The organism is Amycolatopsis sp. NPDC004625, from assembly GCF_040609695.1.
Taxonomy (GTDB): domain Bacteria; phylum Actinomycetota; class Actinomycetes; order Mycobacteriales; family Pseudonocardiaceae; genus Amycolatopsis.
Genome location: NZ_JBEXKX010000035.1, coordinates 76,023 through 89,235 on the forward strand (window position 1 = coordinate 76,023; position 13,213 = coordinate 89,235).

Consider the following 13,213-nt stretch of genomic DNA (forward strand, 5'->3'; position numbering starts at 1 on the left):
GTGGTTCGTCGCAAGGGAGGCCCGGGCTGCCCGCGCGCAGGCAGGGCAAGATGGTGTGCGATGGGCGTTCACAGGGACGGACCCGGCACACCGTGTCATCGCTTGCCGACACTGCGCGCCGCTTGGGTTACGGATCACCGCGAGCCATTCGGTGGCTCTGGAGGCGACGGACACCAACTCATCCACGCCGCCGGTTGCGGTCTGTGTTCACTGTACCCGAGCCGGAGCTGGGACTACGCATCGAGGTCACCGGTTGTGGGCGGCGTCGCAGCCGTGTTCCGCACCACAGCCGCGACGCCGCCGCGGAATCACCCGATCCCGGCCGCGGAAACGAGCTCGGCCAGCAGTTCCCCGGTGTTCGTGACGTGCTCGCCGAGGCCGCGCCCGTGGAACCAGCCGGCCAGGTTGCGCACGTCCCTGGCCAGGAATTCGACGCCGCCGGGGTTGGCCACGACGTCGACGACCTGGGGCAGGTCGATCACCACCAGCCGGCCCCGGTGCACCAGCACGTTGTACGCCGAGAGGTCGCCGTGCGCGAGCCCCTCGGAGGCGAGCAGGTCGAGCACCGCGGTCGCCTGGAACCACAGGTCCCGCAGCTCGTCCGGGTCCGGGCGGAGCTGGGCCAGCCGGGGCGCGGCGGTGCCGTCGTCTTCGCCGAGGAACTCGAGCAGCAGTTCCGTTCCGTTGCGCTGAACGGGGTACGGCACCGGCGCGCCGAGCGTCCACAGGCGACTCAGCGCGGCGAACTCCGCCACCGCCCACTGTTCGGCGATGAGGTTGCGGCCGAACGCGCTGCGCTGCGCCATCGCGCGGTTCTCGCGGGACCGGCGCATCCGCCGTCCTTCGAGGTAGCCCGCGTCGCGGTGGAACAGCTTGTGTTCGTCGCTGCGGTACCGCTTCGCGGCGAGCAGCGTGCCCGGGGTGCCGGGCAGGCCCCGCCGCAGCAGGTGGACGTCGGCCTCCTTGCCGGTCTTGAGGACGCCGAGGTCGGTGTCGACCGCGGCGAGCTCGGTGACGACCCAGTCCGGCCGGGGGAGCGGGCCGTGTTCGGCGTCGTCCCAGGTGGACCAGCGGTCGGCGCCGTCGGGCAACTGCCGTTCGGTGTAGGCGTCGTCGCGCAGTTTCGCGAGCCGGACGCGTTCGCCTTCGGTCAGCCGGCCGCGGCGCGTGGGTTCGGGCTCTTCGAGCCGCCCGCGCCGCCGCGAACGCGCTTCGCGACGGCGGGAAGGGTGATCGTCGAACAGTTCCTGGTCTTCGAAGTCGTGCTGGCGCACTGGTGGGTTTCTCCTCGATCGGGGATGCCCCACCGGGCGCGTGGTCAGCCTCGGGGGGCGGGTGGGTGAGGGCGCGAAAAGGCCCGGACAGTCATCACGTCAGGCACCTCCCGTTCTCACCGCACCGGCTCCCTGCCGGGTTCGCTCAGGATGCCGGAGCGGTTCGCGGCGGCGCAACCGGATTTCGCGGAGGCGCCGCGAAAGGAGTATTTGTGACGTTTCCTTGAATTCGGCCCCGCGGCGTGGTCACGATGAAAGGGCAGGCGGACCGGAGGAGGGTGGATGCGGACCTACGACGTGGTGATCGTCGGAGGCGGGCACAACGGCCTGGTCGCGGCCGCGTACCTGGCGCGGTCGGGCCGGTCGGTGCTCGTGCTCGAACAACGGGAGGAGACCGGTGGCGCCGCCGTCTCGTTCCGCGCGTTCGAGGGCGTGGACGTCCGGCTTTCGCGCTACTCGTACCTGGTCAGCCTGCTGCCGAAGAAGATCGTGGCCGACCTCGGCCTCGACGTGGAGCTGCGACGGCGCCGGATGTCGTCCTACACCCCGTCGGGCGGCACCGGTCTTCTCGTCGACAACGAAGACGCCGTCCGGACGGCGGCTTCGTTCCGGGCGGTCACCGGGTCCACTTCGGACTTCCCGGCGTGGCAGCGGTTCTACGAGCTGACCGGGCGCGTCGCCGGGCGCGCGTTCGGCACGCTCACCGAACCACTGCTGTCCGAAGGGGACTTCCGCGCGCGGATCGGTGACGCCGAGGCGTGGTCCCTGCTGTTCGAACGGCCGATCGGCGAAGCGCTCACGTCGTTCTTCGGCGACGACACGGTGCGCGGCGTGGTGCTCACCGACGCGCTGATCGGCACGTTCGCCCCGGCGGACGGCGAGGACCTGCGCCAGAACCGGTGCCTGCTCTACCACGTGATCGGCAACGGCACCGGCGACTGGGACGTCCCGGTCGGCGGCATGGGCGCGGTCACCGGTTCGCTCGCGGCGGTCGCGTCGGCGGCGGGCGCGCGCCTGCTCACCGGCGCGGAAGTGCTCGCGGTCGATCCGGACGGCGAGGTGCGCTACCGGCGTGGCGACACCGAGTTCGCCGTCCGGGGCGGGCACCTCCTCGCCAACGTCGCGCCGGCGACGCTGGCGAGGCTGCTGGGCGAAGCGCCCCCGATCCGGCCGGAGGGCGCCCAGCTCAAGGTGAACATGGTGCTGACGCGGCTGCCGAGGCTGCGTGACCCGGACGTCGATCCGGCCGAGGCGTTCGGGGGCACCTTCCACGTCAGCGAAACCTTCACGCAGCTGGAGACGGCGTACCGCGAGGCGGCGGCGGGCCGGATCCCCACGCTGCCGCCCTGCGAGATCTACTGCCATTCGTTGACGGATCCGTCGATCCTCGGCCCGGCCGAACGCGCGGCCGGAAGGCACACCCTCACCCTGTTCGGCCTGCACATGCCGGCGCGGCTCTTCGAGGGGCGCAACGAAGAGGCGCGTGAAGCGGCGTTGCGCGCGACGCTGGCTTCGCTGAACAGTGTGCTGGCCGAACCGATCGAGGACTGCCTGCTGTCCGGGCCGGACGGAAAACCCTGTGTGGAAGCCAAAACCCCGCTGGACCTGGAAGCCGAGCTGGGCCTCCCGGCGGGGCACATCTTCCACCGGGACCTCTCCTGGCCCTTCGCGGAGGACCCGGCGCAAGCCGGCCGCTGGGGCGTGGAGACAGCGCACGAGCGCATCCTGCTCTGTGGCGCGGGAGCGATGAGAGGAGGTGGAGTCAGCGGCATTCCCGGCCACAACGCGGCGATGGCCGTGCTCGGCACGGAGTGATCCGGGTCAGGCGTCGTGTTCGGTGCACAGGCACGCGACGCCCGGCTCGATCCACTCCCGGCCGGCCCAGTCCGGGTGGCGCTCGACGAGCAGCGCACGGACCTCGGCGGTGATTTCGTCCACGCCCATCGCCGAGTCCCGCCGCTGCCAGGTCTCGTCGCGCAGTTCCCGCAGGTAGGCACGGACGTCGGTGAGCACCGCCCCGCCACCGACCTCTCCGTGCCCGGGAACCACCACCCGGTGCCCGGCGGCGGCCAGCCGGTCGAGGACCGCCAGCCAGCCGACGCCCGAAACGTCGGTGTCGTGCGGCGGGAACCACGGGAAGATCGCGAACTGCCCGGTCTCGGCCAGGTCGCCGGTGAACAGGACGCCGGCGTCCGGGACCTCGACGACCTGGTCGCCCTTCGTGTGGCCTTGTCCGGTGGGGCGCAGCCGGACGGTCCGGCCGCCGAGGTCGAGGTCGTACCCGCCGTCGTAGACGAGGTCGGGTGCGGGCAAGTGCACGCCCTCGAGGCGGCGCGCGACCACCTCGCCGAGGCCCCGGAACAGCTCCAGGTAGCCCGGGCCCTTGGTGGCCAGGTCTTCGGCCTGGCCGCGGTTGACCAGGTAGGTGGCTTCGCCGGCGAACACCTGCGCGCCGAACGCGTGCTCGGGGTGGAAGTGCGTCGTGGTCAGGTACAGGCGGCGGCCCTTCGCGACTTCGCGCGCGAAGGCGAGCACCTGCTCCGCGTTGGCGGTGCCGATGCCGGTGTCGACGACGAGGACGGCTTCGGTGCCGCCCACGACGCCGATGTTGGGCACGAGGTCGACCCGGTCGTTCGGGATCACCAGCAGGTCGGGGGCGATCTCCCGGGCGCCGGTGACGCGCACGGCGGGGTCGGTCAGTTCGGTCATGCCCCGATTCCACCGCCGTCCGGGCGCGGCCGTCCAAGACCGGTTCGGTGGCGCCGATACCGGGCGCCTATCGTCGCCGGTCATGGAGCTGCGCACGCTGCGGTACTTCGTCGCGGTCGCCGAGGAACTCCACTTCGGCCGGGCGGCCGCGCGGCTGCACATGAGCCAGCCGCCGCTGAGCCGGGCGATCAAGCAGCTGGAGACCGACGTCGGCGCCGTGCTGTTGCTGCGCTCCGCCGCGGGGGTCACGCTCACCCCGGCGGGCGCGGCGCTGCTGGCCGAGGCGCGGGTGCTGCTGGACCAGGCCGACCGGGCCCGCGTGCGCGTGGCCACGGCGGCGGGCGTCCCCACGCTCACCGTCGGCCTCCTCGGCGACGGTGACGACCCGGGTGCGGCTCGGCTCGCCGATGCGTACCGGCGGGCGCACCCGGAGGTCAAGGTGCGCGTGCGCGACGCCGACCTGACCGATCCGACGTGCGGCCTGCGCGCCGGGCTGGTCGACGTCGCGCTGACCCGCGGGCCGTTCGACGAGACGGGCCTGGCGGTACACCGGCTGCGGGCAGACCCGGTGGGTGCGGTCCTGCGCGCCGACGACCCGCTGGCCGGCCGTGACCGGCTGGCCCTGGCCGACCTGGCCGGGCGCCGCTGGTTCCGCTTCCCGGACGGCACCGACGCACGCTGGCAGGCGTACTGGCACGGCGGCGAACCCCGTGAAGGGCCGGTGGTACGGGCGGTCCAGGAGTGCCTGCAGGCGGTGCTGTGGAACGGCACCGTCGGGCTGATGCCGCTCGGGCACCACCCGCCGGGGGAGCTGGTCGTGGTGCCGCTGTCCGGGATGGCCCCGAACCCGGTCGTGGTCGCGTGGCGCGACGGCGACACCAGCCCGCTGATCCGCGCGTTCGCCCGGATCGCGACGGCCGCGTACCGCGGCTGAAGGGCGCCCCGGCCCTCGCTGAGGCATACCCATAGAAAAACGAACGTTCATTCATTATGCTGGCGGCATGCGCACCGCCAGCCGGACCGCCGAGCACGTCGCCCTGTTCCGCGCCCTCGAAACCCGGCGCCGCGACCGGCTCTTCGCCGACGACCTCGCCATCCGGTTCCTGCCGGCCCGCTACCGCTGGCTCGTGCGGTCCGCGGCCCTCCGGCCGCTCGGCCACGGCATCGCGCGGGTCATCGACCACCGCTACCCGGGCGGCCCGCGCACGTCCGCCGTCGCCCGCACCCGGCTGATCGACGACCTGCTCACCGAAGCCGAACCGGACCAGGTCCTGCTGCTGGGGGCCGGCTACGACAGCCGCGCCCACCGCCTTCCCGGCATGCCGATCACCTACGAGGTGGACCACCCGCTGACCCAGCGGGCCAAACGCAAGCGCGTCGCCGACCGGCCGCACGTCCGGTACGTGCCCGTCGACCTCGCCACCGACCGGCTCGTCCGGGCACTTGACGGATTTCCGGCCAAGCGCACGGCGGTCGTCTGGGAGGGCGTCACCAACTACCTCACCGAAGAGGCCGTCGACACGACCCTCCGCGACCTCGTCACGATCACCGCGCCGGGCAGCACGATCATCTTCACCTACGTCGACCGCGCGGCGCTCGACGCCGACACCGCCTGGCACCGGGTGGTGGCGAAGGTGGGCGAGCCGTGGACGTTCGGCTTCCGGCCCGCCGACGTGCCCGCCTACCTGGCCGAACGCGGCTTGGATCTGCGGGGCGACCTGACGGCGGAGGAAGCCGCCGCCCGCTACCACCGGGACGAGCCCGCTGCCGGGTTCTACCGGATCGCGTGGGCGGTGGTCCGGTAATGCCCAGGGTCAGCGAGGAGCACCTGGCGGGCCGCCGCCGTCAAATCCTCGAAGCCGCGGCCGCCTGCTTCGCCCGCAACGGGTTCCACCGCACGTCCATGCAGGACATCGTCAAGGAGTCCGGGCTGTCCGCCGGGCTGATCTACCGGTACTTCACCGGCAAGGACGACATGATCCTCGCGATCGTCGGCGAGTGGCACACGTCCCGGGCCGCCGGTCTGGAGGCCGCCGCCGATCCGTTCGCCGCCTACCTCGGCCTCTTGCGGGACATCGCCGCCCCGGACGCGGCGCAGCGGCGCAACCTCGGCATGCAGGCGTGGGCCGAGACCGTCCGCGAACCCCGGATCCGCGCCCTCGCCCGCCAAGGCGTCGACGACCAGCGGGAGGCGTTCGGGGACGTCGCGCCGGACGCCGTGATCCGGGTGCTCGTGGCCATCTACCAGGGGCTGCTGCTGCAGGCCTCGTGGGACGACGACCTGGACGCCGAGGCGTTCGTCGCCGCGGTCCGCGAACTCGTGCGGCGTGAGGCCTAGACCACCGGTGGGCGGCGGACGTCGTAGAGATCCCAGTCCAGCTGCCAGAACGCGTCGATGCCGTGCTCGCGGATGTACTTCCGCTCGGTGTCGTGCACCGGGTAGCAGCCGGCGATGCTGATCGGCGCGCCGCCGATGTCGATCAGCGTGTACTGGTGCGCGTCGAGGCCCGCGGGCGCCGAGACCGCGAACGCCGTCATCGCCGACTCCGGGGCGATCGGCTGCCCGAAGTCGATGGTGTCGCCGTAGACGAACGGGCAGGTGCCGCGCAGCTGCTCGGCGAGGTAGCCGATGGCCAGCGCCCAGACCGGGTCGTCGGAGCGGACGCTGATCCACAGCTCGGGTTTCACGCCGTGCCAGTCGGCGTGGTCGGCCAGGGAGAGGCCGTAGGTCGCGCCGGTCAGGTAGCGCGGTTCGGGTTCGTCGGCGTAGACGAACGCGATGACGTCGTCGAGCCCGGCCCGGGTCGACGGGATGGGCTGCAGCCGGGGCTGGGTGGACCCGGTCAGGGTGTCGAGATGGGCGACATACCGCTCGGCACGGCTCGGCATGGCGCGCAGCATACGACCGGCCGCGCCCCGGCGCGGCCAGGACCGCTGGCCCGGGCGCGGCAAGATCGGGCAGGGTGGGGAACATGCGAGTGCTCGTGATCGGCAGTGGAATCGGCGGCGCGGCGACGGCCTGGCATCTCGCGGGCCGCGGCGCGGAAGTGGTCGTGGCGGACGCGGCGCGGCCCGGGACGGCGACCGAGGCCGGCGCCGGGATCGTCAGCCCCTGGACCTCGCGCTGGAACGACGCGCTGTACCCGCTCGCGGCGGCCGCCGGCCGGTACTACCGGGAGTTCACCGCGGAGCTCGAAGGGTCGTCGTTCGAGGTCGTCGGCGGCATGATCGTGTCGGCCGACGACGCCGAGCTGGCCGAAGCACACGAGCGGCTGGCGTCCCGGGCGGCGGACGCCCCCGAGATCGGCGCGGTGCGGCGGCTCGACCCGGCGCAGGCCCGCGAGCTGTTCCCGGCCCTGGCGCCCGGGCTGGGCGCGGTGCACCTGGCCGGCGCCGGCCGCGTCGACGGGCACCTGCTGCGCCGCGCCCTGCTGGCGGCCGCCGAGCGCCGGGGCGCGAAGTTCGTCGAAGGCGAGGTCGCGTTCCGAGCCGACGGCACGGTCGCGAGCGCGGACGGCCCGCTCGAAGCGGACAGCGTCGTCGTCGCGGCCGGCGCGTGGAGCCGCGAACTGCTGGCCCCGCTGGGGATCGACCTCCCGGTGACGCCGCACCGCGGCCAGATCAGCCACTTCGACCTGCCGGGCACGAACACCGCGGCGTGGCCGGTCGTCCTGCCGCGCACCAGCCACTACCTGCTCGCGTTCGGCGGCGGCCGCGTCGTCGCCGGCGCGACACGCGAGGCGGACGCGGGTTTCGACTACCGCGTCACGGCCGCCGGCCAGCGCGAAGTGCTGGAGAACGCGCTGGCGGTGGCGCCGGGTCTCGCGGACGCGACGCTTGCGGAAACCCGCGTCGGCTTCCGGCCCGGCACCCCGGACGGCCTTCCGGTGCTGGGCCTGCTCCGGCCGGGGCTGGCGGTGTCGACGGGCTTCGGCGCGGGCGGGCTGACGAACGCGCCGTTCGCGGGGAAGCTCGTCGCGGCGCTCGCGCTGGGCGAGGACCCGGGGTTCGACCTGAGCCCGTTCGCCCCCGACCGCTTCGGCGGCCTCAGCCCTCGGTGACGAGGTCCAGCGCGTGTTCCCCGGCCCGCTCGACGACGAGGCCGGCCTTGGTGATCACCTTGACCAGCTGGTCCACAGTGGACGGTTCGGCCCGGGTCGCCGCCAGCACGTGCGCCAGCCGGCCCTTGTACGCCTTGTTGAAGTGGCTGACCGTCACCCGCTCGCCGCGGGCGTTTTCGGTGACGACCCGGACCGTCACCGCGTCCGGGCGCAGCTTCGCGAACGCCGAATAGGTGCCCGAGCGCAGGTCGACGACCAGGCCCTCGACCGCCTGCAGCACCGGCTCGAGAACCGGCTTCCACAGCCCGCGGACGGTACCGAGCGAAGGCAGCGAGTTGCCGCCCGAGAGCCGGTACGCCGGGATCGGGTCGGTCGCCGAAACCACGCCGAACAGCGAAGACGTCACCGCCAGCCGCCGGTGCGCCTTCTCCAGCCCGGCCCGGGTGAAGCTCTTGACGTCGAGCGCGTCGTAGAGGACGCCGGTGTAGCGGCGCAGGGCCGGCATGGTCGGCGACGTCCACAGCTGCGCGTTGCGTTCGACCTCGCCGCCTTGGCGCTCGGTCAGGCCGAGGGTGGCGATGCTGGCGGGGACGTCGGCGGCCAGCTCGACCAGCGCGTCGGCGAGCTTCGCGCGCGTCGAATTCAGCTCGGGGAAGGACAGCGCGCCGAGGTCGAGCGCGCCACCGCGGCCGCCGTCGGCCTTGGTCTCGGAAGGGGGGAGCAGCACCAGCACGCCCCGAGGGTAAATCGGGGTGCGCGGGCGCCGCCGTCCGGCCTAGCCTCCGGACATGGACCTGACCTGGCGCCCGTTGACCCTGGCCGACGTCGAGGCCCTCGCCCGCCTGTACTCGGCGGCCGAGGAGGTCGACCGGACGGGTGAGCACTTCAGCCCGGAGGACCTGCGCGAAGAGCTCGAAGGGCCCAACATCGACCTGCCCCGCGCCACGGTGGGCGCCTGGGCGGGCGACCGGCTGGTCGGCTACGGCCTGGCCCGCCGCCGCGACGCCGCCGACCCGGTCCACATGATCCGGCTCCAGTCGGTGGTGCACCCGCAGCACCGGACGGATGCGGTCGGCCGTCACCTGGCCGAGTGGTTCGCGCGCACGAGCCGCGAGGTCCACGAGCGCACGTTCCCGGGCGCGCCGCTCGAGCTGCACCACAGCAGCCACGAGAACGAGCGCTGGATCGCCGGCGTCCTGGCCCGCGCGGGCTACCGGCACCGCCGCACGATGGTGAACATGCGCGTCGGCCTCGCGGACCTGCCGCCCCAGCCGCCACTCTCCGACGGCTACGAGGCGGTGCCGTTCGCCTTCGAGTACGACCTCGCGGTGCTCGACGCCCGCAACGACACGTTCGCCGACCACTGGGGCAGCACGGTCTACGAGCCGGACGCCTGGCGCCACCTGGTCACCGGTTCGAAGGACTTCCGCCCGGACCTGTCGTTCCTGATCGTGGAAGACGACAAGGTCCTGGCGTTCGTCCTGAGCCACCACTACGAGTCCGAAACCGAGGCGACGGGCATCCGCGAGCACTACGCCACCTGGGTCGGAACGCGCGGGGCGTTGCGGGGCCGCGGCGTCGCATCGGGGTTGCTGGGGCACACGCTGCGGGCGGCGAAGGACGCGGGCTTCGACCGGTCGGCCCTGAACGTCGACGTCGACAACGCGCACCGGGCCCTGGGCGTCTACGAGCGCTGCGGCTACCGCGTCGACGACGAGTGGCACGTGTGGGTGCTGTCGTGACTGCCGTCAGGGTGCCACGACGTTGAGCAGCTCCTCGCCCCGCACGTAACGCCGCAACTGTTCCGCGGCGAGCTTCTTCGCCCGCGGGTAGAACGACGCGGACCCGCCGGCGATGTGCGGCGTGATGACCACCCCGGGAACCGTCCACAGTGGATGATCGGCGGGCAGCGGTTCCGGATCGACGACATCGAGCCCGGCCCGCAGCCGCCCGGACCGCGTCTCGGCGAGAAGGGCATCGGTGTCGACGGCGGTGCCGCGCCCGACGTTGACGAGAAGGGCGTCGTCGGGCAGGGCGGCCAGCTGCTCGGCGCCGATGAGCCCGCGCGTGGCGGGGGTGTCGGGCAGGATCAGCACGACGATGTCGGCCTGGGGCAGCAGCTCGGCGAGCTCACCGACCCCGTGCACGCCCGCATCCGGCCGAGCCCGGCTGGCGACCCGGGTGACAACGGCCTCGGCGGCGACGAGCTGCCGTTCGATGGCCTGCCCGATGGCCCCGTACCCGACGAGCAGTACCCGGCTGTCGGCGAGCGAACGGGTGTGTTCGCGCACCCACTCGCCCCGCGTCTGCTGCGCGAACCACCGCGGCAGGTCCCGCTGCGCGGCATGGATGAGGGCCAGCGCGTGCTCGGCGACGCTCAGATCGTGCAGCCCCCGCCCGTTGGCGAGCCGCACACCGGCGGGCAGCAGGGGGACGAGGGCTTCGACCCCGGCGGACAAGGACTGCACGACACGCAGCGACGGCAGTTCCTTGATCAGCTTCGGCGGTTCGGGGCCGCGGTCGTAGGGCAGCACGTAGAACTCGACCTGGTCGAGGTCATCGGGTGGAGAGCCGGCCCCGTCGTAGTAGGCGGCCGCGATTCCCTCGGGCACCTCGATGTCGGTCCAGGGGAGAAGCACGCGAGCACTCATGCGGCCTTTCTACCCGCTCCGGGCTGGGCCAGCCGCACAGGCGGCCGCGCTGACGATCGAGGCCTCGCGCGGGCGCGGCTCGGCTCCGGGCACGCCGGGGTCGAGCCGCGCCGGCGCATGGCCGCTGCGTTCGCGCGCGGCCCGCTCCGCCGCTCACCGGCCTGCGCGCCTGCCACGCCGGTTGCCGCTGCTTCTGCCCAGCCTGCTCGCGCCCGCCGCGGTCCGCCCCGCCGCCACCCGGCCCGCGAGCGCCGCCCGCCCTCGGCTGCCGTTGCTCCTCCCTCCCCTCCCTCAGTGCACCCCCGCCGACACGCAGAACTCGTTGCCCTCCGGGTCCACCAGTACCGTCCACGCCAGGCCCGGTACCTCGTGCTCCGCCACCTCCTTCGCCCCCAGACCCACGAGGCGCTGCACCTCCGCCGCCCGGTCGTCACCTCCGAAGTCCACGTGGACCCGGTTCTTGGCCGCCCGGGTCTCCGGGACCCGCTGCAGTCCCAGGGGGAGTCCTCCGCCCGCCGGTGGTGCGAGCACCACGAAATCGCCGTAGTCCTGGGCCACCGTCGTCTCGAGCGCTGCCGTCCAGAACTGCGCCAGCTCCCGGGGGTTCGCGCAGTCGATCGTGATCATGCCCATGTGGATCGCCATGTCCCGAAGCTAGCGGGCACCACCGACAAAAACCGGCCGCCGAGTAACCCGTTGGAGTCACGGCCGGGGTAGTGACTACCCTGAGCGGGACTTTCACACCCGCCCGGCGCAGGGAGCCCCGCAGTGATCACCAGGACTTCGTCGTTGTTCCTTCGCACGTTGCGCGAGGATCCGGCGGACGCCGAGGTACCGAGCCACCGGCTCCTGGTACGTGCCGGCTATGTCCGCCGGGTCGCCCCGGGCGGGTACTCCTGGCTGCCGCTCGGCCTGCGCGTGCTGCGCCGCATCGAGGCCGTCGTGCGCGAGGAAATGAACGCCATCGGGGCGCAGGAGATCCAGTTCCCCGCGCTGCTGCCGAAGGAGCCCTACGAGGCCACCGGCCGCTGGACCGAGTACGGCGACGGCCTCTTCCGCCTCAAGGACCGCAAGGGCGCCGACTACCTCCTCGGCCCGACCCACGAGGAGCTCTTCGCGCTCACCGTGAAGGGCGAGTACAGCTCGTACCGCGACTACCCGGTCACGCTGTACCAGATCCAGACCAAGTACCGCGACGAAGCCCGCCCCCGCGCCGGCATCCTGCGCGGCCGCGAGTTCGTCATGAAGGACTCCTACTCCTTCGACCTCGACGACGACGGCCTCGCCCGCTCCTACCAGGCCCACCGCGACGCCTACGTGAAGCTGTTCGACCGGCTCGGCCTCGAGTACGTCGTCGTGAAGGCGACGTCGGGGGCCATGGGCGGCTCGGCGTCCGAGGAGTTCCTCGCGGTCGCCGAAACGGGTGAGGACACCTACGTCCGCAGCACCGAGTCCGGCTACGCGGCGAACGTCGAAGCCGTCGTCACGCCCGTGCCGGCCGCTCAGCCGATCGACGGGCGTCCCGAGGCGCAGGTGCACCACACGCCGAACACGCCGACCATCGAGTCGCTGGTCACCTTCCTCAACGACGCCGGTCTGGGCCGCACGTTCACCGCCGCCGACACGCTGAAGAACGTCATGCTCAAGACGCGGCAGCCCGGCTCGGCCGAGTGGGACCTGGTCTGCGTCGCGGTCCCGGGTGACCGCGAAGTCGACATGAAGCGCCTCGAAGCGTCGCTGGAGCCTGCCGAGGTCGCGCTGCTCGAAGAGGCCGACTTCGCGAAGAACCCGTTCCTGGTCAAGGGCTACATCGGCCCGAAGGCGCTGCAGGACAACGGCGTGCGCTACCTCGCCGACCCCCGGATCGCCCCCGGCACCGCCTGGGTCACCGGGGCCGACAAGGTCGACCACCACGTCGTCGACCTGCTCGCCGGCCGCGACTTCACCCCGGACGGCACCATCGAGGCCGCCGAGGTCCGCGAGGGGGACGCGTCGCCGGACGGGCACGGCACCCTGGTCGCCGCGCGCGGTATCGAGATCGGGCACATCTTCCAGCTCGGCCGCAAGTACACCGACGCCTTCGAGGTCGACGCGCTCGGCCCCGACTCGAAGCCGATCCGGATCACCATGGGGTCCTACGGCGTCGGCGTGTCGCGGCTGGTCGGCGTGCTCGCCGAGCAGAACCACGACGACCTGGGCCTGATCTGGCCGCGGGTGGTGTCGCCGTTCGACGTGCACATCGTCATCGCGGGCAAGGACGAGACGGTCGCGGCCGGCGCCGAGAAGATCGCCGCCGACCTCGACGCGGCGGGCATCGAGGTCATCCTCGACGACCGCAAGGCCACGCCGGGCGTCAAGTTCGCCGACGCGGAGCTGGTCGGCGTGCCGACCATCCTGGTCGTCGGGCGCGGCCTGGCCAACGGCGTCGTCGAGGTGAAGGACCGGCGTTCGGGCGACCGCGAGGAGATCGCGGTCGACGCCGTCGTCGAGCACCTGGTCAAGCTCGTCCGGAGCTGAG

13 protein-coding genes are annotated in these 13,213 nt (G+C 72.8%); 7 read left to right on the plus strand and 6 right to left on the minus strand.

What is annotated here, in order from left to right:
- Positions 1 to 308: 308 nt before the first annotated feature.
- A complete protein-coding gene (locus ABZW17_RS32595) occupies positions 309 to 1,274 on the minus strand; it encodes an RIO1 family regulatory kinase/ATPase (protein ID WP_354822784.1) in 966 nt (321 codons plus the stop codon).
- 282 nt (positions 1,275 to 1,556) lie between these two features.
- Between ABZW17_RS32595 and ABZW17_RS32600 the strand changes: the two genes are divergently transcribed.
- Entirely contained in the window at positions 1,557 to 3,089 is a 1,533-nt protein-coding gene (locus tag ABZW17_RS32600) for an NAD(P)/FAD-dependent oxidoreductase (protein WP_354822786.1), read from the plus strand.
- A gap of 6 nt (positions 3,090 to 3,095) precedes the next feature.
- On the opposite strand, the gene ABZW17_RS32605 is transcribed toward ABZW17_RS32600, so the two are convergent.
- Positions 3,096 to 3,983 carry an MBL fold metallo-hydrolase gene (locus ABZW17_RS32605; protein WP_354822788.1) on the minus strand — a complete coding sequence of 296 codons (888 nt, stop codon included), beginning with the start codon at positions 3,981 to 3,983 and terminating at the stop codon, positions 3,096 to 3,098.
- Positions 3,984 to 4,065: 82 nt separating this feature from the next.
- On the opposite strand from ABZW17_RS32605, the gene ABZW17_RS32610 reads away from it, so the two are divergent.
- The 3 genes from ABZW17_RS32610 (at position 4,066) to ABZW17_RS32620 (ending at position 6,321) form a co-directional block, all read left to right on the plus strand.
- Positions 4,066 to 4,917 carry a LysR substrate-binding domain-containing protein gene (locus ABZW17_RS32610; protein ID WP_354822790.1) on the plus strand — a complete coding sequence of 284 codons (852 nt, stop codon included), beginning with the start codon at positions 4,066 to 4,068 and terminating at the stop codon, positions 4,915 to 4,917.
- 67 nt (positions 4,918 to 4,984) lie between these two features.
- The gene (locus ABZW17_RS32615; RefSeq protein WP_354822792.1) at positions 4,985 to 5,788 is read left to right on the plus strand and encodes an SAM-dependent methyltransferase; all 804 of its coding nucleotides are present in this window, start codon (positions 4,985 to 4,987) and stop codon (positions 5,786 to 5,788) included.
- Positions 5,788 to 6,321, plus strand: a complete 534-nt coding sequence (locus ABZW17_RS32620; RefSeq protein ID WP_354822794.1) for a TetR/AcrR family transcriptional regulator — start codon at positions 5,788 to 5,790, stop codon at positions 6,319 to 6,321. Before ABZW17_RS32615 ends, ABZW17_RS32620 begins: the two co-directional genes overlap by 1 nt.
- On the opposite strand, the gene ABZW17_RS32625 is transcribed toward ABZW17_RS32620, so the two are convergent.
- Positions 6,318 to 6,872, minus strand: coding sequence for a suppressor of fused domain protein (locus ABZW17_RS32625; protein ID WP_354822796.1), 555 nt, complete (start codon positions 6,870 to 6,872; stop codon positions 6,318 to 6,320). The two genes, ABZW17_RS32620 and ABZW17_RS32625, sit on opposite strands and share 4 nt — an antisense overlap.
- Before the next feature lie 83 nt (positions 6,873 to 6,955).
- On the opposite strand from ABZW17_RS32625, the gene ABZW17_RS32630 reads away from it, so the two are divergent.
- Entirely contained in the window at positions 6,956 to 8,044 is a 1,089-nt protein-coding gene (locus ABZW17_RS32630) for an FAD-dependent oxidoreductase (protein ID WP_354822798.1), read from the plus strand.
- Here ABZW17_RS32630 and yaaA read toward each other — a convergent pair.
- Positions 8,031 to 8,777, minus strand: a complete 747-nt coding sequence (yaaA, locus tag ABZW17_RS32635; protein WP_354822800.1) for a peroxide stress protein YaaA — start codon at positions 8,775 to 8,777, stop codon at positions 8,031 to 8,033. The two genes, ABZW17_RS32630 and yaaA, sit on opposite strands and share 14 nt — an antisense overlap.
- A 55-nt stretch (positions 8,778 to 8,832) precedes the next feature.
- On the opposite strand from yaaA, the gene ABZW17_RS32640 reads away from it, so the two are divergent.
- Complete coding sequence (locus ABZW17_RS32640; protein WP_354822802.1) at positions 8,833 to 9,786, plus strand: GNAT family N-acetyltransferase; 954 nt, start codon at positions 8,833 to 8,835, stop codon at positions 9,784 to 9,786.
- A 6-nt stretch (positions 9,787 to 9,792) separates the two neighbouring features.
- On the opposite strand, the gene ABZW17_RS32645 is transcribed toward ABZW17_RS32640, so the two are convergent.
- Both ABZW17_RS32645 and ABZW17_RS32650 read right to left on the minus strand, forming a co-directional pair.
- Complete coding sequence (locus ABZW17_RS32645) at positions 9,793 to 10,695, minus strand: 2-hydroxyacid dehydrogenase (protein WP_354822804.1); 903 nt, start codon at positions 10,693 to 10,695, stop codon at positions 9,793 to 9,795.
- Positions 10,696 to 10,986: 291 nt separating this feature from the next.
- Complete coding sequence (locus ABZW17_RS32650) at positions 10,987 to 11,340, minus strand: VOC family protein (protein WP_354822806.1); 354 nt, start codon at positions 11,338 to 11,340, stop codon at positions 10,987 to 10,989.
- A 123-nt stretch (positions 11,341 to 11,463) separates the two neighbouring features.
- Between ABZW17_RS32650 and ABZW17_RS32655 the strand changes: the two genes are divergently transcribed.
- On the plus strand, positions 11,464 to 13,212 hold the full coding sequence (locus ABZW17_RS32655; RefSeq protein WP_354822808.1) for a proline--tRNA ligase: 1,749 nt from the start codon (positions 11,464 to 11,466) through the stop codon (positions 13,210 to 13,212).
- The last annotated feature ends 1 nt before the right edge of the window (position 13,213 follow it).